Origin of the sequence: Mesorhizobium waimense (genome assembly GCF_003601975.1) — a bacterium.
Lineage (GTDB): Bacteria > Pseudomonadota > Alphaproteobacteria > Rhizobiales > Rhizobiaceae > Mesorhizobium > Mesorhizobium waimense.
Window position 1 is genome coordinate 86,786 of the sequence record NZ_QZWZ01000011.1, and the last position, 20,183, is coordinate 106,968.

Annotated in this window: 21 protein-coding genes; 7 read left to right on the forward strand and 14 right to left on the reverse strand. The window is 62.9% G+C overall.

Features of this window, described 5'->3' with window-relative positions; all coding sequences use genetic code 11:
- Positions 1–5: 5 nt before the first annotated feature.
- The 11 genes from D3227_RS15975 to D3227_RS16025 all read right to left on the reverse strand — a co-directional run bounded on the left by D3227_RS15975 (position 6) and on the right by D3227_RS16025 (position 11,278).
- On the reverse strand, positions 6–419 hold the full coding sequence (locus D3227_RS15975; RefSeq protein ID WP_120015063.1) for an aconitase X swivel domain-containing protein: 414 nt from the start codon (positions 417–419) through the stop codon (positions 6–8).
- Positions 416–1,669, reverse strand: coding sequence for an aconitase X (locus tag D3227_RS15980; RefSeq protein ID WP_120015064.1), 1,254 nt, complete (start codon positions 1,667–1,669; stop codon positions 416–418). The genes D3227_RS15975 and D3227_RS15980 overlap by 4 nt, the downstream gene beginning before the upstream one ends.
- Positions 1,666–2,154, reverse strand: a complete 489-nt coding sequence (locus D3227_RS15985; RefSeq protein WP_120015154.1) for a GNAT family N-acetyltransferase — start codon at positions 2,152–2,154, stop codon at positions 1,666–1,668. The genes D3227_RS15980 and D3227_RS15985 overlap by 4 nt, the downstream gene beginning before the upstream one ends.
- Positions 2,155–2,167: 13 nt before the next feature.
- Entirely contained in the window at positions 2,168–2,923 is a 756-nt protein-coding gene (locus D3227_RS15990; RefSeq protein ID WP_120015065.1) for a molybdopterin-synthase adenylyltransferase MoeB, read from the reverse strand.
- A 31-nt stretch (positions 2,924–2,954) separates the two neighbouring features.
- Positions 2,955–4,115, reverse strand: coding sequence for a DNA replication/repair protein RecF (gene recF / locus D3227_RS15995; RefSeq protein ID WP_120015066.1), 1,161 nt, complete (start codon positions 4,113–4,115; stop codon positions 2,955–2,957).
- Between the two features lie 98 nt (positions 4,116–4,213).
- Positions 4,214–5,332, reverse strand: a complete 1,119-nt coding sequence (gene dnaN / locus D3227_RS16000) for a DNA polymerase III subunit beta (protein ID WP_120015067.1) — start codon at positions 5,330–5,332, stop codon at positions 4,214–4,216.
- A gap of 199 nt (positions 5,333–5,531) precedes the next feature.
- On the reverse strand, positions 5,532–7,004 hold the full coding sequence (gene dnaA, locus D3227_RS16005; RefSeq protein ID WP_245451771.1) for a chromosomal replication initiator protein DnaA: 1,473 nt from the start codon (positions 7,002–7,004) through the stop codon (positions 5,532–5,534).
- Between the two features lie 919 nt (positions 7,005–7,923).
- Complete coding sequence (rpsT, locus tag D3227_RS16010) at positions 7,924–8,190, reverse strand: 30S ribosomal protein S20 (RefSeq protein ID WP_120015155.1); 267 nt, start codon at positions 8,188–8,190, stop codon at positions 7,924–7,926.
- Between the two features lie 146 nt (positions 8,191–8,336).
- Entirely contained in the window at positions 8,337–9,110 is a 774-nt protein-coding gene (locus D3227_RS16015) for an enoyl-CoA hydratase (RefSeq protein WP_120015069.1), read from the reverse strand.
- A gap of 46 nt (positions 9,111–9,156) precedes the next feature.
- On the reverse strand, positions 9,157–10,047 hold the full coding sequence (gene mutM / locus D3227_RS16020) for a bifunctional DNA-formamidopyrimidine glycosylase/DNA-(apurinic or apyrimidinic site) lyase (RefSeq protein ID WP_120015070.1): 891 nt from the start codon (positions 10,045–10,047) through the stop codon (positions 9,157–9,159).
- On the reverse strand, positions 10,031–11,278 hold the full coding sequence (locus tag D3227_RS16025; RefSeq protein ID WP_120015071.1) for a phosphopentomutase: 1,248 nt from the start codon (positions 11,276–11,278) through the stop codon (positions 10,031–10,033). Before D3227_RS16025 ends, mutM begins: the two co-directional genes overlap by 17 nt.
- 136 nt (positions 11,279–11,414) lie before the next feature.
- Here D3227_RS16025 and D3227_RS16030 point away from each other — a divergent pair, with 136 nt between their 5' ends.
- A complete protein-coding gene (locus D3227_RS16030) occupies positions 11,415–12,410 on the forward strand; it encodes a phosphate/phosphite/phosphonate ABC transporter substrate-binding protein (protein ID WP_167480716.1) in 996 nt (331 codons plus the stop codon).
- A 20-nt stretch (positions 12,411–12,430) separates the two neighbouring features.
- Here the strand turns inward: D3227_RS16030 and D3227_RS16035 are convergent, their stop codons facing one another.
- The 3 genes from D3227_RS16035 to D3227_RS16045 all read right to left on the reverse strand — a co-directional run bounded on the left by D3227_RS16035 (position 12,431) and on the right by D3227_RS16045 (position 14,241).
- A complete protein-coding gene (locus tag D3227_RS16035) occupies positions 12,431–13,045 on the reverse strand; it encodes a TadE/TadG family type IV pilus assembly protein (protein WP_120015073.1) in 615 nt (204 codons plus the stop codon).
- Between the two features lie 38 nt (positions 13,046–13,083).
- A complete protein-coding gene (locus D3227_RS16040) occupies positions 13,084–13,674 on the reverse strand; it encodes a TadE/TadG family type IV pilus assembly protein (protein WP_120015156.1) in 591 nt (196 codons plus the stop codon).
- 144 nt (positions 13,675–13,818) lie between these two features.
- A complete protein-coding gene (locus D3227_RS16045) occupies positions 13,819–14,241 on the reverse strand; it encodes a pilus assembly protein N-terminal domain-containing protein (RefSeq protein WP_120015074.1) in 423 nt (140 codons plus the stop codon).
- Between the two features lie 336 nt (positions 14,242–14,577).
- Between D3227_RS16045 and D3227_RS16050 the strand changes: the two genes are divergently transcribed.
- The 6 genes from D3227_RS16050 (at position 14,578) to D3227_RS16075 (ending at position 20,162) form a co-directional block, all read left to right on the forward strand.
- Entirely contained in the window at positions 14,578–14,748 is a 171-nt protein-coding gene (locus tag D3227_RS16050; protein ID WP_120015075.1) for a Flp family type IVb pilin, read from the forward strand.
- Positions 14,749–14,920: 172 nt separating this feature from the next.
- Positions 14,921–15,439: an A24 family peptidase gene (locus D3227_RS16055; protein ID WP_120015076.1), complete on the forward strand. Its 519-nt coding sequence runs from the start codon at positions 14,921–14,923 to the stop codon at positions 15,437–15,439.
- Positions 15,440–15,631: 192 nt separating this feature from the next.
- Positions 15,632–16,444 carry a Flp pilus assembly protein CpaB gene (gene cpaB / locus D3227_RS16060; RefSeq protein WP_120015077.1) on the forward strand — a complete coding sequence of 271 codons (813 nt, stop codon included), beginning with the start codon at positions 15,632–15,634 and terminating at the stop codon, positions 16,442–16,444.
- Entirely contained in the window at positions 16,441–17,958 is a 1,518-nt protein-coding gene (locus D3227_RS16065; RefSeq protein WP_120015078.1) for a type II and III secretion system protein family protein, read from the forward strand. Before cpaB ends, D3227_RS16065 begins: the two co-directional genes overlap by 4 nt.
- Positions 17,959–17,972: 14 nt before the next feature.
- The gene (locus D3227_RS16070; RefSeq protein ID WP_120015079.1) at positions 17,973–18,713 is read left to right on the forward strand and encodes a CpaD family pilus assembly protein; all 741 of its coding nucleotides are present in this window, start codon (positions 17,973–17,975) and stop codon (positions 18,711–18,713) included.
- A gap of 165 nt (positions 18,714–18,878) precedes the next feature.
- Positions 18,879–20,162 carry a CpaE/TadZ family protein gene (locus tag D3227_RS16075; protein WP_167480717.1) on the forward strand — a complete coding sequence of 428 codons (1,284 nt, stop codon included), beginning with the start codon at positions 18,879–18,881 and terminating at the stop codon, positions 20,160–20,162.
- Positions 20,163–20,183: the final 21 nt, after the last annotated feature.

The following is a 20,183-nucleotide window of genomic DNA, read 5'->3' on the forward strand; positions in this document are numbered from 1 at the left end:
CGCGGTCAGTCGGCGATGGCGAGCGCGCCGTCGCCGGCGACCGTCACCGTGCTTCCGCGATAGGTCTCGAAGACATCGCGCCCGAGCCGCAGCGCCATCGGCGTCTCCCAGCCCATTTCCCTGGCCACGATCAGCCCAAGCAGCAGGATCGCGTCCGGCTCGTGCAGCACGATCGCCGCCGGCGCGTGGCAGTTGTGGACGAGTTCCAGCAGCACGGCGGATGCCGAGGACGAGCCGATCGTGCCCGGCAGGAACAGCACGCGCCCCGCTAGGTTCTGCCCATGCTGCGGATGGCGGACGTCGGCGATGCGGCCGGTCTTCGGATCGACGCCGCCCCAGAAGCTGATCGGCGCCGTCAGCACCAGCGCCTCGCCTTCGCCGGCCTGGCCCGGCACCAGAATCTCGGCCATCGCGCTCATGCGGCGATATCCGTAAATGTGGGCTTACCGAGCACCGCGCTTTCGACGCAGTCCGTCAGCGAGCCGTAAAGCACGGCGTAACCGGTATTGCCCGGTGCGTAGTGGGCGAATTTTCCCGAATTGGTCATCAGTATGCCACCCTCGAGCTCGGGCATGATCGGCGTCACCACCACACAGGTGTCGGCGACGATGATCACTCCGCTTGCTTCGAGCCTCTTGCGACGGCCGGTCTGTTCAAGGCTTGAAAGGACATGGCGTCCGGTGCAGGCATAAACTGGCACGCTCAGCCGCCGTCCGCCGATAAGTCGCTCCAGCATATCGAACTCGGCGAGCGACAGATGCGGGCTGCCGATCGCCACCGCATCGATGGCTTTCGGCCTGGTTGCCGTCGACAGGCCCGCGCGCGCCCTAGCCGCCATCTCCGGCGTGACGCGGATCACCGTTTCCGGCGCCGCACCTGCCAGGATGATTTCGGCGTCGGGCGCCTCGGGCGTCACGCCGGCAATGTGGAAAAGGCCAACCGCGCCGGATGAGGCGGCGGCGGCGCCGAACGCCTTCAGCGCGTCTTCACCGGGATGGCTCGGCACGCCGATGACGACACCGACGGTGTTGCCGACCTCGCGGCCATAGAGGCTGCCCAGCACCGGCCAGGCGATCTCGGAGCCAAGGAAAGGCGCCGAGAGCCCCGCGACATCGAACACCAGCCGTGCCCGCCGGTTCTCGGTGCGGTGCAAGCCGTAGTCCGGTGCGCGGCCCGATATCGCGCAAGCGATGTCGAGGAAGTCGCCGTAGCGGTTGGTGCGCGCACCCAGCACCGAATTGCAGAACACAACGGCGTTGGATTCGCCCCAAGCGACATCGCTTCCCAGTGCCGGCCGGTGCCCGGCCTGGTAGGGCGCGCAGGTCCAGCTCTGCTCGCAGCCGAGCTTGCGGTAGGCCTCCATCATCCGCCGCGCCATGCCGCGCGCCGGCTCTTCGAGGCGGATGCGCGAGCAGCCCATCAGGTCGAGAGCCCCGACATTGAGCGTCGAGCGAACACAAACCCGGGCACCGCCCTCGACCAGCTTTTCGGCGAACAGCGTGCCGGAATCGCCGTGATAGAGCGCCCCGTCTATATGCGCGGAGGCGATCGGGATCAGCCGCGGCGCACCGAGCAGGCGGGCGCTGTCGGCGACGATGCGCATCGCCATCGCCGCGCCGTCCTTGCCGGAGGCGATGGCCTGTTCGTCCGGACTGAGGGCGAGGCTCACGAAAGCACCTTGCGCATTGTGATCGAAGTCGGCCGGTCATAACCCGTATGCGCCGTGCGTCCGGTTTCGCGAAAGCCGAGCCGGGAGAAGGCGGCGTGATTTGCGCTGAGCTCGATGCGTGTCTGCAACTCGATGGCGTTCTTGCCACGGCTCAGCGCCAGATGCTCGGCGGCCAGCATCAGCCGCCTGCCGACGCCTTGCCCCTGAAGACCCGGCTCGACGGCGAGCTTGCCGACATAGAAATCATCAGCCCGCTCCAGGACGAAGATGCAGCCGACGATTTGGCGGGCCTCTAGCGCCAAAAAACCCGTCTCCTGCCGGGCCTTGTCCTTCAGCCTTTCGGCGGTCAGCAGATGCGCCGAGGATGGCGGATCGATGATGCCGTCCATGTAGGCGAAGGCGCGCAGGATAAGCGTGAGCAACTCGTCCCAGCGCTCGAAATCGGGCGCAAGCTGCGTAACGAGAACACCTGTGGACTGGTCCATCTGGTCCATGCGGTCAGCTTCTCTTGTAGCGGATGGTGTCGAAGCGCGCCGACAGCGCATCGTAAAGCAGCAGACGCCCGACCAGCGGTTCACCAATGCCGGTGATCAGCTTGATCGCCTCCATCGCCTGCAGCGTACCGATGACGCCGGTCAGCGCGCCGACCACGCCGGCCACGGCGCAGGACGGCACCAGGCCCGGCGGCGGTATCTCCGGGAAAAGATCGCGGTAGCCCGGATTCGGCCTGCCGTCCGCGCCGGTCTCGAACGGCTTCAGCACCGTCAGCGAACCGTCGAAGCGGCCGACGGCGGCGTGCACCAGCGCCCGTTTTTCCGCCGCGCAGGCGTCGGCAACCGCGTAGCGCGTTTCGAAATTGTCGGAGCCATCGACGACCATGTCGTAGCGGGCGACAAGCGCAGGGGCGTTGTCAGTCGTCAGCCTGAGCCTGTGCAGTTCCACCGCGACATTGGGGTTGATGCGCGCGATGGCCACCTTGGCGCTGTCGGTTTTCGCCATGCCGATCGTATCTGTGTCATGGATCACCTGCCGTTGCAGGTTGGACAGAGAGACATCGTCGTCGTCGACGATGCCGAGCGTGCCGACGCCGGCGGCGGCGAGATATTCCAGCACCGGCGCACCCAGTCCACCGGCGCCAATGACCAGCACGCGCGCCCGCTTCAGCCTCTGCTGGCCAGCGCCGCCGATTTCGGGCAGCACGATGTGGCGGGCATAGCGCTCGAGTTCTTCGTCGGTGAGGGCGGCGGTGGTCATTGCCGGACCTTATAGCGGCCGGAAAATCTTGTCAGGGTCCTTCGGTTGGCCCAACCGTGCCGTGATCGACCGTCAGGAACTGCGCACGTCCAGCGAGACTGGAAAACAGCGCCGCATCGGTTCCGGTCATGAAGGCCTGACAGTTGAGTTCTTCCAGGATCGAGAACAGTGCCGCGCGCCGGCCGCTGTCGAGATGCGCCGCGATCTCGTCGAGCAGCAGGATCGGCGTCATGCCCGACATCTCACCGGTCAGCCTTGCATGCGAAAGCACGATGCCGACCAGCAGCGCCTTCTGCTCGCCGGTCGAGCAAAGTTCGGCCGGCATCGCCTTGGGCCGGTGCCGCACGACGAGGTCGCAACGGTGCGGCCCTTCCAGCGTGCGCCCCGCGGCGCGGTCGCGGTCGCGGCCGCCGGCAAGTGCGGCCCGGAAACGCTCCTCGACATCGACGGCAGGCGTCGTGGCCACCTGCTCCTCCAATTCGCCGGAGAGGCCAATGTCTGCCTGCGGGAATGGGCCGCTATCGGGCAGCCTGTCGATCATGGCGGCGAGCAGGCGCACCAGCTCAGCCCTGGCAGCGGCAATCGCCACGCCGGTCTCGGCCATCTGCGTCTCGATCGCATCGAACCAGGCGCCGTCGCGCGATCCTTCCGTAAGCAAACGGTTACGGCCGCGCATGGCCTTTTCATAGTCGAGCGCGCGCTGGCCATGACCGGGGTCGATCGCCAGCACCAGCCGGTCGAGAAAGCGCCGGCGGTCGGCGGCCGGTCCCGGGAACAGGCCGTCCATCGCCGGTGTCAGCCAGACGACGCGCAGCCATTCCAGCATGTCCTCGGCCGATCGTGCCGGCGCGCCATTGATCCGCACCCGTCTGCCGCCTTCGCCGGCATTGTCGCCACCCGCAATGCCGGTGCCAATTTCAACCTCGCCTTCCGCCCCTTCGATCCGGGCGTGCAGGGCAAAGCCGCCATCGCCGCCTTCGCGCGCCACGTCGGCATAAGGCGCGCGGCGCAGGCCGCGGCCCGGCGTTAGCAGTGAAACCGCTTCCAGGAGATTGGTCTTGCCGGCGCCATTGTCGCCGGAAAGCACCACGGCGCCTGGCGCTAGGTCGATCGACAGAGCCGCATAGTTACGGAAGTTGGTAAGTGTTAACTTACTTATATGAGTTTGCTTTTGAGACTGTTTGGCGGTCACGGCAGCAAAATGGCGTACCGGTCTCCACCCCCCTCGATGAGGCGGAGATGTCCGGCAGGACGAAGAAGGGTGATTTCTCGCATAGGCCTCGTTCGGGCCTACACCCGCATCGGCATCAGCACGTAAAGCGCGGTTTCGTCGGCCATGTCGTGGATCAGCGTCGGCGAGCCGGCATCCGCCAGCATGAATTTCGCTTCCGTACCGGTGAGCTGGGCTGCGACGTCGAGCAGATACTTGGCATTGAACCCGATCTCGATCGGATCGGACGAATAGTCCGCCGCCAGTTCCTCGGTGGCGCTGCCCGAATCCGGATTGTTGACGGCAAGCGTGACCTGGCCTTCGGTGATCGAAAGCTTCACCGCCCGGCCGCGCTCCGAAGATATGGTCGACACGCGATCGACGGCGGCGGCGAAAGTCTGGCGGTCGATGATCAGCTTCTTGTCGTTGCCGGTCGGAATGACGCGCTGGTAGTCCGGGAAGGTGCCGTCGATCAGCTTCGAGGTCAGAACGACGCTGCCGATGGTGAAGCGGATCTTGGTATCCGACAATTCGGTGGTCACGGCGACATCTGGATCATCGACCAGCTTCTGCAGCTCGCTGACCGTCTTGCGTGGGATGATGATGCCGGGCATGCCCTCGGAGCCTGCCGGCGCGTCGATCTCGGCGCGCGCCAGGCGATGGCCGTCGGTGGCGACCGAGCGCAGCTTCAGCTTGCCGCCGGCCTCATGCGTGTGCAGGTAGATGCCATTCAGATAGTAGCGCGTCTCTTCGGTCGAGATGGCGAACTGCGTCTTGTCGATCAGGCCCTTCAAGCCGACCGAATCGAGCCGGAAGATATGCGAGAAGGAGCCGGCCGAGAGTTCCGGGAAATCGGACTGCGGCAGGCACTGCAGACGGAAACTCGAACGGCCCGACGTCACCGTCATGGCGTTGCCGTCCTCGTCGGTCTTCAGCATCACCTCCGCTCCGTCGGCGAGCTTGCGCACGATATCGTAGAGCAGATGCGCCGGAACCGTCGTCGCCCCGCCGCGCTCGACCTTGGCGGGCGTGGCTTCGGTCACCTCGAGGTCGAGGTCGGTCGCCTTCATTTCAAGGCTGGCGCCTTCTGCGCTGAGCAGCACGTTGGACAGGATCGGTATGGTGTTGCGTCGTTCGACCACGCGGTGAACGTGGTTGAGCGACTTCAGGAGATTTGACCGTTCCAGGATAACACGCATGACGAAACAGGCTCGCTTGAATGGATGAGCGGGTCTCCGGCTGGCGGCGCCCCGCGAAAGGTCTGAACAGGCTCAGAATCTGCGTAAGCTGACAGGAAAAAGCCTGCAAACGCAAGCCCGCGCCACCGGTTCAGGCCGGTTACGCGGGCTTTCTGGGGATAAAGCCGGCACAGCGCGCCAGCCGGCGTTTCCCATCCGATCAAGCCTGGTCGTTGATCAGCCTTCTCAGCAGTTCCAGTTCCTGCGCCAGCGTGTTGTCGTTGCCGGAAAGATCCTCGATCTTGCGCACGGCATGCAGCACGGTGGTGTGGTCGCGTCCGCCGAAACGCCGCCCGATCTCCGGCAGCGACCGCGGTGTCATCACCTTGGACAGGTACATGGCGACCTGCCGCGGCTTGACGATGGTGCGCGTGCGCCGGTTGGAAAGAAGCTCGGTCTTCGACACATTGTAGTGGCGCGCCACGATGCGCTGGATATCCTCGATGCGCACCCGCTTCGGCTCGCCCGAACGATAGATATGGCCAAGGATCTCGTCGATGCGATCGATGCTGATCTGCGGTTCGAAGGATTGGCGGAACAGAAGCTGGTTGAAGGCGCCTTCGAGTTCGCGCCCGCTGCCGGTCACTGTGCGAGCGACGTGGTTGAGGATCTCCTCCGAAATGTCGAGCGAGGCGTCATCGACCTTGGCGGTGGCAAGACGCAGCTTGAGCATGCCGATCCGCATGGCGAAGTCGGGCGCCGACATTTCGAGCGCGACGCCGCCATTGAGGCGAGAGCGCACGCGTGGCTCCAGCGATTCCAGCTCCGACGGCGGCCGGTCGGCGGCAACCACCACCTGCTTGGCGCTGTCGAGCAGCATGTTGATCAGATGGCAGAATTCATGCTGGATCGACTTGCCCTGCAGGAACTGCATGTCGTCGATGATCAGGAGGTCGATGTCGCGCAGCTGTTCCTTCAGCGTCAGCGCATTGTTGTCGCGGATCGCCGTGGCGAAGCGCCACATGAAATACTCGGCCGTCAAATAGACGACGCGCGACTTCGGATTGTGCCGCAGGGATTCGGCCGCGATCGCCTGCAAAAGGTGGGTCTTGCCGAGCCCGACCGTCGCATGAAGGAAGAGCGGATTGAAACGCACCGCGCTCGACTGCGATTCCGCCACCGCCTTGGCGGCGGCGAAGGCCACCCGGTTCGACGGGCCTTCGATGAAGGAGCCGAAGGTGTAGCGTGGGTCGAGCGGCGAACCCAGCACATTGTGCCGGTATTCGGCCTCGATGGGCGTGCCCGGGCGTGGCGCCGGCGCCCGTTCCACCCTGCCTGGTCCAGCAGTGCCGGCGGCCAGCGTCGTCTGCGTCTGCCTGGTCATCTTGCGCGCCGGAACAGCCTCCGGCTCGACCCCGTTGCGTCCCTGGCGCGTGGCGGTGCGCACGACGATCTCGATCTTGAGGATTTCGGGATCCTCGTGCTTCCACAGCTCCGCGATAAGGTCGAGATAATGGCCGTTGATCCAGGACCGCAGGAAGGCCGTCGGCACGGAAATGCGCACAATGCCACGGGATGCTTCGGCAACCTTCATGCGGCCGAACCAGCTTGAATAGACCTCGACACCCAGACGTGCCTTCAGCTGGGTCTTGACGCGCTCGAACTTCTGTTCCGCGTCGCTCGAAGCCGCCATGCCGTCCCCTCCGACAAGTGTTGCTGGGAATGGGAGTTCGCTGGTTAGCTCCCTTTCGATTCCGCTCTGCATGATCGAGTTCCTTGTCCTTTTGTACCCTTTTTCCGCCGGGGATGCGCCTCCTGCATCCATGTTTCCGGCGACCGTATCTTCGTTGCGACACCACCGCCGCCGCAGGCAGGTAAATGTCGCCTCGTCACAAAGGGACCGGTGCCGGCTCTTGCAAGCCGGGCCGTTCTCGACACACCAGGCAATGCGATGCCATCCGGCGAAAACGCCGGCACCATCGACCTGCCATGTACAGTTACGCCAGTCCCCTACCGCCTCGAAAAGACAAATCGAACCCGTTCGCGGAATTGATCCACGTCATGAATTCTGCCATTTTGTGCTGGCCGATTCAGGCTGGGTTGAGAGCCAAGAGCCCGTCCCTTCGATGGAGGGACATTACCGAAATCGCTGTGGATAGGGCAAGGCCACGACTAACGGATTTTTAACGAATCTGGCTAGCGGAGACGGGTTCGGAGCAGATGCCGCAACGGCACATTTTGATAAAGCCATTGTGATTCAAACCCTTTTCCGGCGAATATGAAAACGGCCACACGGCGCGAAATTTTCTGAAATAATTCTCTTGACAGCAACTTGTCCCCCATCGCCCGGACGCGATGTGAACAAGCTGTGGATCACCATCTGTAAGTATTTGAAAAATATCAGGAATTTGTGTCAGCCGAAATTATAGACCCTGCCGCTTTCGGCATAACCGAGTATCACCGCGCATGTATATGCCGGCAAACCATTCCGGACTTTGAAATCCAAGCCAGACGCGCTTTGCGGGCGTTCTTTTTAAGTACTTGCCGGCAAACGAAAAAACCCGGCGGGATCCGCCGGGTTTGAACAAGCCAAGTTTTAGTTAAATGTAATATTAGGCCGACAGCACCTTGAGGCGGTGGGCCAGGCGCGACACTTTGCGGGATGCCGTATTCTTGTGCAGCACGCCCTTGGTCGCGGCGCGCATCAATTCCGGCTCGGCGGCCTTGAACGCGACCAGCGCGGCGGCCTTGTCGCCGGCGGCCAGCGCCTCTTCGACCTGACGGACATAGGTGCGGACACGCGAGCGCCGGTTCTTGTTGATCGCCGCGCGGCGGGCGATCTTGCGCGTTGCCTTTTTGGCCGAGGAGGTATTGGCCATGATGCCTCTCTTCTGATCTGGTGGGCGCATGCGGATGCCGCAGGGCGCAAAAAACAAACGGGCAGCCAAAGGCCGCCTCGGTTGGAGCGGCTTATAGTTCAGCTTTTCCGGCGCGTCAACGCCGCCCGGCCTTCTTTTTAACCCGCCTAGCGGTTGGTGAAATTCGGCTTCCGCTTCTCGGCAAAGGCGGCCATGCCTTCCTTCTGGTCGTCGAGCGCAAACAGCGAGTGAAACAGGCGCCGTTCGAAGCGAAGCCCTTCGGCAAGGGTCGTCTCATAGGCGCGGTTGACCGCCTCCTTGGTCATCATCACCGACGGCAGCGAAAACTCGGCGATCTTGCCCGCTGCCTTCAGCGCTTCCTCGACAAGGTCGCCGGCGGGCACCACGCGCGATACCAGGCCGCAGCGCTCGGCTTCCGCCGCATCCATCATCCGCCCGGTCAGGCACATGTCCATCGCCTTCGACTTGCCGACGAAGCGGGTCAGCCGCTGCGATCCGCCCATGCCGGGCATGACGCCGAGCGTGATCTCGGGCTGGCCGAACTTGGCATTGTCGGCAGCAATGATGAAATCGCACATCATCGCCAACTCGCAGCCGCCGCCGAGCGCATAGCCGGCAACCGCGGCGATGACAGGCTTTCGCGTGCGCGCAAGTTCCTCCCAGCCGACGAAGAAGTCCTGCACATAGGCGTCGACGAAGGCGATCGCCTGCATTTCCTTGATGTCGGCGCCCGCCGCGAAGGCCTTCTCGGAACCGGTGATGACCATGGCGCCGATCGCGGCATCGGCGCCAAACCCGTTCACGGCCGCCACCACCTCCGCCATGACCTGGGAATTCAGCGCGTTGAGCGCCTTGGGCCGGTTCAGCGTGATCAGCCCGACCTTGCCGCGCGTTTCCACGATGATGGTTTCATAGGCCATGGCTTCGCCTCCTCGTTCCTGCCGATTGATGTCGACTGGTCCTAGCTTACCGCTGACAGGTCCGGCAATAGAAGGTCGAGCGCCCGCTTTGCACGATGCGCTCGATGTGGCCGCCGCAGCCCGGCGTGGAGCATGGCTCGCCTTCCCGGTCGTAGACCGCGAAGGAATGCTGGAAATAGCCCAGCGAGCCGTCTGTCTGCACATAGTCGCGCAGCGACGATCCGCCGGCGGCGATTGCATCGGCGATGACCGAACGGATCGCCCCGGCCAGGCGTTCGCTCTGCGCTGCCGCCTTCTTTCCGGCCTTGGCGATCGTGCCTGATTCACGCAGCGGCGACAGGCCGGCGCGCCACAGCGCCTCCGACACGTAGATATTTCCGAGCCCGGCGATCAGCCGCTGGTCGAGAAGCGCTGCCTTCAACGGCGATCGGCGGCCTTCGAGCAGCGAGGCGAGCAGAACGCCGTCCAGCGTATTGCCGGTCGGCTCGACACCCAGCCCGGCCAGCATCGGATGCGTGTCGGGCGTCCCTTCGGCAAACAGCATGAAACCGAAGCGGCGTGGGTCGTTGAAGATCACGCGGGAGCGCGCACCGCCGGCCGAGACCACATCGAACACGACATGATCGTGCGCAGCACTTTTCGAGCGCTCGTGATGGAATACACCCGGTATCTCGCTGCCGTCTGGTGTCTCGATGCGGAACGAGCCCGACATGCCGAGATGGCAGATCAGGACCGGACCGCCCTCCACATGGATGGTGAGATATTTGGCCCGCCGGCCGAGTGCCGTGATGGTCTTGCCGGTCAGCCGCGCGGAGAAATTCTCGGGAAATGGAAACCTGAGATCGGGCCGGCGCGCTTCGACGCCAACGAGGCGGGCGCCTTCCAGAACCGGTTGCAGGCCGCGCCGGACCGTTTCGACCTCAGGTAATTCGGGCATGGCCGCCTATCGTCGCATAGAAAGAAGTGCCGTGACGGCCGCGCGCCAGCCGCAGATGCTCGGCGACGGTCTCGCCAATGTCGGCAAAGGTCGTTCTGAGCCCGATGTCGCCGCCCTTCAACCCCGGTCCGACGCCGATCACCGGAATGCGCTCGCGCGTGTGGTCGGTGCCGCGCCATGTCGGGTCGTTGCCGTGGTCGGCGGTGAGGATGAGCAGGTCGCCTTGCTTCAGTTTGGCAAGCGCCTCGGGCAGGCGCCGGTCGAAGGCTTCGAGTGCGGCCGCATAGCCGGCGACGTCGCGGCGATGGCCGAACTCGGTGTCGAAATCGACGAAATTGGCAAACGCCAGATCGCCGTCGCCGGCGTCGTCCATCGCACCCAGCGCCTTGTCGAACATCGCCATGTTGCCGGCGGCCTTGCGCACTTCGGAGATGCCGCGATGCGCGAAGATGTCGCCGATCTTGCCGACCGCGATAACCTTGCTTCCGCGTTGCGTCAGCCGGTCGAGCAGCGTTGGTTCCGGCGGCGGCACCGCATAGTCGCGGCGGTTGTAGGTGCGCTCGAAGGTGGCGACGGTTTCCCCGACAAAAGGCCGTGCGATCACCCGGCCGATGTTCAGCGGATCGACCAGCCTGCGCACCACCTTGCAGAACTCGTAGAGCCGCTCCAGTCCGAAATGCACTTCGTGCGCGGCAATCTGCAGCACGGAGTCGACCGACGTGTAGCAGATCGGCTGGCCGGAGCGGATATGCTCCTCGCCGAACCGCTCGATGATCTCGATGCCCGCCGCATGGCAATCGCCGAGAATGCCGGGCACCTTTCCTTCGCGGATCATCGCCTGCGTCAGCTCGGCGGGAAAAGCCGGCACCGTCTGAGGGAAATAGCCCCAGTCGAAGCGCACCGGCAGGCCGGCGATTTCCCAATGACCGGAGGGCGTGTCCTTGCCGCTCGAGACCTCCTGCGCTGCGCCATGAATGGCCGTGGCAAGCGGGATCGTGTCGCCGCCGAACCGAAAACCGGTCGCGGTTTCCGCCGCGCGGGCAAGCCCGAGCGAGACCATGTTCGGCACCGCGAGCGGCCCCTTGCGCAGGCCTTCGCGATCCGCGCGGCCCTGCGCGCAGGCCAAGGCGATGTGTCCGAACGTATCGGCGCCGGTATCGCCATAGCGTTCGGCATCGGCGGCGCCGCCGATGCCGAAGGAATCGAGAACGAAGAGGAAAGCGCGTGCCATCGAATGGGATCGTGTTGCCTGACTGCGGTCCCAGACATAGGGTTCCGCATCGCCATTGGCAATTCGGAAACCAAACGGCAACGGCTTGGACGCGATAGTCGGGGCGAGACCGGATGCCGAAGCGGGCAGGGCGAGGATGAGACATGGTGGCGCATTTTCGGCAAGGCCCGCCTTGAGGGCATGCGTGGCCGCGTTTGCGTTGTTGGCCGCATCATGGCCGAATGCGGCGCGTGCCGACTGGCGCGATGACATTGGCACGTTCCGCATCGGCATCGTCGCCGAACCCGGTGCCGGCAACACCGTTCCGGGCCTGGCGCTGCTGACGGACGCCTATACCAAGGCGCTCGGCATGAAGGTGGAGTTTGTCGTCGCCCGCGACTACGCGGCGCTGATCGAGGCGCAGGCAAGCGGCCGGATCGAATACGCGGTCTATTCGGCGACGGCCTACGCCACCGCCGCGCAACGCTGCGGCTGCGTCGAACCGCTCGTGGCGCCGGTCGATGCGGATGGCGCCATCGGCATCCGCTCCGTCCTCGTGACGCGCGACGGCAAGGTTCCGGAACTTGCGGCCATGACGTCACACCGCATCGCGATGGCGCCTTCCGACAGCATCGGTGGTTCTCTGTTGCCGTTAGCCGGGCTCAAGGCGGATGGCGTCGAGCTCAGCGAGGATGCGCCATATCTTGTGCACGCCGCTTCGGCCGCCGCGGCCGAAACAATGCTGATCGACGGCCAGGCCGATGCCCTGTTCGGTTGGGTGGAAGCCATGGCGGACGGCCAGCCGGCGATCCCGGGTGACCAACTGGCTGATCCAGACGGCCAACCGGCCGAACCGGTCGGCACAGTGGCGAGGCTTGAGGCGGCAGGTCTTTTGAAGAGCCAACTTCAGGTCGTATGGACGTCCGGCTTGCTCAGATACGGCCCGCATGCCGTCCGCAGCGACCTCGATCCCGAGGCCAAGCGCCGGCTTACCGTGTTCCTCACCAACCTCAAGTCGATAACGCCTGATGTCTACGATCTGCTTGAGGCGGCGCACTCCGGCGGATTCGTCGTCGCTGATCGGAAGGACTATGCGATGGCCGCTGCCATCGTGCAGTTTGTGTCAGGCAAAACAGCCAGCAACGATCCTTGACGACCGGGCTGCGAGCCCGCTCAGCAGTCGCTGCAGGGGATCGTCGTGCTGCGACGGGGGCGCAGGTAATAGGTCTCGCCCATCGATATCTTGTTGAAGGCCGAGGTCAACCCTAGCCGCTGCTGGCCGTCCGGCGACCAGGTGATGACCGGCTCGTAGGCAAGATCGCTTTCGACACGAATAAGAAAAGTGCCTGCAACTTTCAGCGTGGCGGGAATTGTGGTGGCGGTGTCCTTGGTGGCATCGACGGCCGACGTACCATCGACCAGCTTGCGCGACCACACGACCTTCACCTCCGCATCGGTCGTGACCTCTATCGCCGTGATGATGATCTTCGGCGTCGAGCGGTTATAGGGCTGCAAGGTCGATGTACCGATCTGCATGATTGCATCGAGATCCGCTTTGGTGATCGTATTTTGCTGCGTGACGAGATCCGCCACCATGCTGCCGATGCGGCTGACCTTCTTGCTGGTTTCGATAGCCTGCGAAGCTTCCATGGTCACGAAGTACATGACGAGCAGCACAGGTACGATGAAGGCGAACTCGATGGCCGCGACGCCGCGGCGATCGGCGTAGAGCCGCATCGCTCTCGTCCAGACTGCTGAAATCCCCCGGTGCGCCCCCGCACGAAACATGCCTTTACCCCCGTTTTGCCAAAGCAAGCCTGCAAGTCTCAGTTGTCGAACGGCTCGTTCTGCCAGGTCACTGAAGCGAAATGCAGCGTGTTGCCGTCCTTGAGATTGGCCATCGACTTGGCCATGAAATCGGTCATGACAGGCCATTTGTAGAACACCCGCAGCATGTTCCTCGATTCCGCCAGGCCGGGAGTGACAGCGAAGCTCGTCGCATTCGTGCCGTGCTTCAGCACGATCTCGCCGTCCACGATCTTGAAGCTCGCCGTGGCGGCGTCGGCAAAGGTCGGATACTCGCGCAAATCCACCAGCAGTCCCGGGCAGGTCTTGGCGACCATGATCTCAAGCCTGCTGCAGATGAGGTCCCGCAACTTGGTCCCGGCTACGTCGGCCGGCCTCAACTGGCCGGTGCGCAGCTGGCGGGCGACGTCGTCCGTGGCGTTGGCCATCACTTCCTGTCCGGCAAACGAGATGCAACTCTCGAGGATGGCAAAGACGAGAAGGGCGAACGGCAGGGCAAGCATGGCGAATTCTATTGCGGTGCTGCCGCGCCTGTCGCCAAGGAAACGGGAGCGGAACCATGGCCGCCTGGCGCTGCGATTGCCGTCTTCGGGTGCCGGATCCCTGCTCATGTCCTGTTCCTGCCGATGCTTGTGCGGTGTCGGCGGGCACATTAGCCAAGACCCATTGAAACCCGGTTTGGATGACCGCTAAATTCGTCGAGACGGCCTTAACCGGCCGCTAACCGTGGCGCCAAGTGCCGACAGCCCGGGGGCTCAGTGGCCGGCGCTCATCTCGGCCTCCGAGGCCTTCTCGCTCTCGCTCTTGTAGGAGCTTTCGCAATAGGGCGTGCAGGACATGGTCTGAATTTCGGAGCGCCTGTAGATTCTGACCGAAGACGCGTCCTGCCGCACGACCGTGACTTGCTCGTCGATGATCGGGCTGCCGTCCTGGTCTAGGACAACCAGGTTGGTGACGCCAAATCCCTTGCCGGTCAGAACGATTGTCGAGGCATCCTGAACGGCGGCGTCGGCGATCGCTGGGTTGCCGACGACGATGGTGTCGGCGGCACGCGACAACTTGACGATCTTTGCCTGGTTCATCGTGACTTCGATACCGGATCCGGCCCTGGCCGGCATGACGAAGGCAGAGGCGGCGAGAAGCGCGGCAACTGCAAATGACGATCTCGACCCGGTCATTGAGACGCTCCAAGGCGGCAAACTGTTCAACGGAACATGAACGAGATTGGTGAACCAACAGTTAAACCTGAGGCCGGTCGCGACAAGGATTGGTGTACCCGATGCACGATGCAATACAGCCTGCACTGTTTTAGCAATACTGAAGCTTCGCCAATCTCCGCGCTTTCCCAGCGTTTAGCTCACGGTTAACCACACAACGGGTTCGCTGCCGGAAAGGAATCGGTAAGCCTGTTTATTAAGCCGATCGAAAGGGCTTCTCCCTAGATTGGCAGCATCCGATCAACCGGCAAGAGAAGTTGACGGAAGTGCTGTAACACGTGGAGTAGGAGCTCTCGAATGTCTAACCTGATCGCACGTTTTGTGAAGGACGAATCCGGCGCGACCGCCATCGAATATGGTCTGATCGCTGCTCTCATCGCGCTCGCCATCATGGTCGGCGCCGGCGCCCTTGGCAATGCTCTGAACGAGAAGTTCGGCGACATCGCCGATGAAATCAACGGCTCGTAATACCGAAGCAACCTGGTTGCTTTCAAATAAGGGCCGCCTTACTGGCGGCCCTTTACTTTATGGTGTCTGCGTTTTGCGATGTCCGGCGCTTTTGAAGTCCCGGCCTCATCAATCGTTAATCGAACATGCCTAGGCTGCTGCCAGGTACATTTTGACCACAGGCGCCGCGCCCATGCTTGAAGCCCTGATCTTCGTCGTCTTTCCGTTTTGCATGCTTTTCGCCGCGATCTCCGACACATTGTCGATGACGATCGCCAATCGCGTGCCGGTGCTGCTTGTGGCTGTCTTTGCCCTGGTCGCGCCGCTGACCGGCATGGATTGGTCAACCTATGGCTGGCATTTCGCCGCCGGTGGTCTGGTACTGGCCGTGACGTTCGGTTTGTTTGCGCTCGGCGGCATGGGAGGCGGCGATGCAAAGCTGCTGGCCGCCACAGCTATCTGGATGGGGCTCAACATTCACCTCGTCCAATACCTCGTGGCCTCGACAATCATCGGCGGCCTGTTGACGATCGCCATCCTCGTCTACAGGAAATCGCCGTTGGCCGCCTATACGGGCCACAACCCGTTCCTGCGCCATTTCGCCGACGAGACGTCCGGCATCCCCTACGGCATCGCGCTTGGCATTGGCGGACTGCTCACCTATCCGGACTCGCCGCTGATGGTGTGGGCACTGGCAAGGCTGGCGGCTTAGCCAGCTTTTCAGCTTTCGCTTTCCAAGAGGCGGCCCCGGCCGCCTTTTTCGTGCGCTGGCGGCAATTCGTTCTAATTTATGTAAACCTTAAATTAATCACGATCGTAAGCATTACATTAACCTTGTTTTGACGATTGCGGCTGCAAAGTCCCCCCTGGCTAGGTGGTTTGCCAAAGGCGAGGGTTCGGACAGATGCCAGCATCCCGACTGATCATTCTGAGCGTGGCGGTGGCCGCGGCGGGTGGTGCAGGATATGTGGCGAAGAACATGGTGGCGACTCCGCCGCCTCGGGTCATCGCCGATTCTCCGCAGGCGCCGGCCATCGCGTTGCAGGACGTGCTTGTCCTGTCTGGCGATGTCGCCATGGGCAGCCCGCTGGAAAACAACATCAGCTGGGAGTCGTGGCCGTCGAACGGCGTCAATGCCAATTTCATCACCCGCGCCGCGGAACCCGATGCCGTGGAGAAGCTGAAGGGCTCCGTTGCCCGCATGGCGATGTACACCGGCGAGCCGCTGCGGCGCTCCAAGCTGATCGGCGAAGGTCAGAGTTTCATGTCGTCGATCCTACCCTCCGGCATGCGCGCCGTTGCAACCGCGATATCGGCCGACACGTCCGCAGGTGGCTTTATCCTGCCCAATGACTTCGTCGACGTCATCATGACCCGCCGCTCCGATACCGGCAGCGGCGGCAGCGGATTCACCACCGAGACCATCCTGAAGAATATCCGCGTTCTGGCGATCGACCAGACCATCCAGGAGGACGAGGAAGGCAAGAAGACCAGGGTCGGCCAGACGGCCACGCTGGAGCTGACGCCACAGCAGGCCGAGATCATTACGGTCGCCCAGCAGATGGCGGATCGCCTGACCCTGGCGCTGCGGTCGATCACGGACAATCAGGAAAAGCATGTGGGCGAGGCTGACTATCTCGTTTCCGGCAACGGCCGGCGCGGAACGGTGCGGTTGATCAAGTCGGGCGAAGTTTCCGAAGTGGGAGCAAGGAAATGAGGCTAAACGGAAAACTGCCGTTCGCGATGGCGGTGGCAATTGGCCTGTTCCTGGCCGGTACGAGCGCGCCTGGCCTTGTCGAAGCGAAGGCTGCGAACAAGACTGCCGGCGTGACGGCGTCCGTTGCCACTCAGCGCGTCAAGCTTGGCCTCAACAAATCGGTGGTCATCGACCTGCCGAGCGACGCCTATGACATCCTCGTCGCCAACCCCTCGGTGGCCGATGCGGTGACCCGCACGGCACGGCGAATCTATCTGTTCGGCAAGGCGGTCGGCGAGACCAACATCTTCGTCTTCGGCCCCAATGGCGAGCAGATCGTCAGCCTGGACCTGGCGGTCGAGCGCGATGTCGCCGGATTGGAGGACTATCTCAAGCGGTTCATTCCGTCGTCCGAGATCAAGGTCGAACTGCTCAACGACAATGTCGTTTTGACCGGAAGCGTCGATACCCCGCTCGACGCCAAGCGCGCGGTCGACCTGGCGACCATCTTCGTGTCCGGCGGTGAGGCGACGACGGGACAGTATTCACAGACCGCCGCCGGTGGTTCCGCCAATGGCGGCGTCGACATCAACAATCCGGACGCCGAGCGCCGCGTCTCGAAGATCGTCAACCTGCTGCAGATCATCGGCGATGATCAGGTGACGCTCAAGGTGACCGTTGCCGAAGTCAGCCGCTCGGTGATGAAGCAGCTTGGCGTCAATATGATGGGAAGCGGTGGCAGCAACGGCATCAGCTATGGCGCCATCAGCGACAATTTCACTGGCCTCGGCAAGTCGCTTTCGCATTCGGGGGTCAATTTCGCTACCAATGAATTGCAGGGCTACATCAACGCGATGGAGCAGTCGGGCGTCATGAAAACGCTCGCCGAGCCAACCCTGACCGCCGTCTCCGGCGAGAAGGCGACCTTCAGGGTCGGCGGCGAATACAACATAGTGCAAAATCAATCCGCGCCAGACAGCACCGGCGGGATTACCTATACGACGGAAAAGATCGAATACGGCATCGGGCTTGAATTCCAGCCGGTGGTGCTGTCGCCTGGACGTATCAGTCTGAAAGTAAGGACGTCGGTTTCGGAACCGACGACGGAAGGATCGGTATCGCTGTCCGGCGGCGTGTCCGCCCCGGGCATGAATGTACTATCGCTTCGCAAGCGCCTTGCCGACACGACGGTTGAACTGCCTTCCGGCGGGTCGATGATGATCGCCGGCCTCGTCCGTGATGACATCAGGCAGGCGGTAAACGGCTTGCCCGGACTGACGAAGATTCCGGTGCTCGGAGCCCTTTTCCGCAGCCGGGACTTCGTCCGCAACGAGAGCGAGCTGGTCATCATCATAACGCCCTATCTGGCGCGGCCGGTGGCGCGCAACGAACTCGCCAAGCCGGACGACAATTTCAACGCGCCGAGCGATGGCGCCGGCATGTTCCTTGGCCGCGTCAATCGCGTCTACGGCACCATGCAGACCGACAAGCCCAACGGCCGCTATCACGGCGTTGTCGGCTTTATCTACAAGTGAGCGGGGAAGCGGACATGTTCCAGTCAGCATCGAAGGCCATGATGATCACCGCCGCAGCGTCCGGCCGCAAGCGGATCCACCGGACGGTCGTTCCGGTCCTGGCGGTCATGCTCGCCGCATCGCTTGCCGGCTGCGCCAACCTCAAGCGCGACAGCGTCACGGTCGGCTCGATTCCCGACGACTATCGCACCAACCATCCGATCATGATCGCCGAGAAGAACCAGAAGATCGATCTTCCGGTCGGGGCCGGCGACCGCGGCATGACCGGCTCACAGCGGGACACGCTTCTGGGCTTTCTGGACGGTTATGACCGGAGCGCGGCTCCGGCGCTGACGATCGCAATCCCCGTCGGCTCGGCCAACGAGATCGCGGCGGCCGCGGCGGGGCGCGATTTCGCCAGGTTGGCGGTCGCCAGCGGCATCAAGCGTAACCGGATCGTCATGACGTCCTATCAGTCCGTTTCTGCCGAGGCATCGGCGCCAGTGCGCGTCGCCTACATTTCGGTGAAAGCCCAGACCGACAAATGCGGACGCTGGCCCGACGATATGCTGCAGACGTCGGAAAACAAGCACTATGCCAATTTCGGCTGTTCGTATCAAAACAACCTTGCCGCTCAGATGGCCAATCCGGCCGATCTGCTTGGCCCGCGCAAGCAATCCGATATCGACGCGGAGAATCGCAGCGCGGTGATCGACGTCTATCGCCAGAGGGGCATCTCGGATGAGTTCCTCGGCAATTCGGAAGTGAACTACTAGTGTGGCGAACCCAGGAATTCGCGCCGGCTTGGGAGAGTTCGACGCAAAACCGATGAAATCGAGCGTGGTTTTTGAATTCATCTGCCTGGGCGCTGACGTCGCCAGAAGGGCAAGAATTTTTGGATACCCACACTCGGTCGCGCAAGTCAGGGAAAGAGCATTACGATGACCAATCTTGCCTATGACACGCCCGCAGACGGCGGCGACGTATCGCAACAGGATATCGCCGCAATGCAGGCCCTGAGGCCGGTCCCGCGCATCTCTATCCAGGCATTCTGCGAGACCGAGGGCGTCGCCAGTCCGGTCAAGCTCGCCGGTGAGGACCGCCGCATGGCGAAGGCGCATCTGAAGGTCCATATGGGAGGCATCGCCACGGCGATCGAGTTCTATCAGTCGGCGCCGACGCCGAACCTGATCCTGCTTGAATCGCGCAGCGAGCCCAAGCAGTTGTTGGAGCAGCTTGGCCAGCTTTCCGAATATTGCGACCCGACCTCGAAGGTCGTGGTGATCGGCCACTACAATGATGTCGGCCTCTACCGCGAACTCATCCGTTCGGGTATTTCCGAATATGTCATCGCGCCGGTGTCGATGACCGACATCGTCAGCGTGGTTTCGTCGATCTTCGTCGATCCGGAGGCCGAGCCGATCGGCCGTTCGATCGCCTTCATCGGCGCCAAGGGCGGCGTCGGCTCCTCGACCATTGCCCACAATGTCGCCTGGGCGATGTCGACGCTGTTCAAGTCCGAAGTGGTCGTGGCCGATCTCGATCTTGCTTTCGGCACGGCCAACATCAACTTCGATCAGGATCCGGTACAGGGCATCGCCGAAGCTGTGTTTTCGCCCGAGCGCGTCGATGAGGTCTATCTGGACCGGTTGCTGGCGCAATGCGCCGAGCACCTGTCGCTTTTGGCGGCTCCGTCGACGCTCGAGCGGGTCTACGATTTCGATCCCGACGCTTTTTCGCAGCTGATCGACACGGCCCAGCGCAGTGCACCGCTGCTGGTGCTCGATATCCCGCACGTCTGGACGGGATGGGCCAAGAGCACTCTCATCAAGGCTGACGAGATCGTCATTACCGCGACGCCGGAACTGGCCAATCTGCGCAACACCAAGAATATGATGGACATGCTCAAACGGCTTCGCCCGAACGATCCGCCGCCAAGGCTGATCATCAATCAAGCAGGCGTGCCCAAGCGTCCCGAGATCGGGTCGTCGGATTTTGCCGAGCCGCTCGGCATCACGCCGATGGCGGTCATCCCATTCGAACCGCTCCTGTTTGGAAACGCGGCCAACAACGGGCGCATGCTTGGCGAGATGGATGCCAAGAGCCCGATCGTCGGCCTGGTCAATGAGATCGCCCATGTGCTGACCGGGCGCAGCGAAATCAAGGCCAAGAAGAAGGCAGGTCTTGGCATGCTCCTGGGCAAGCTCTCGCGCAACAAGAAGTGACGCTCAAGCAGCGGAATTGGT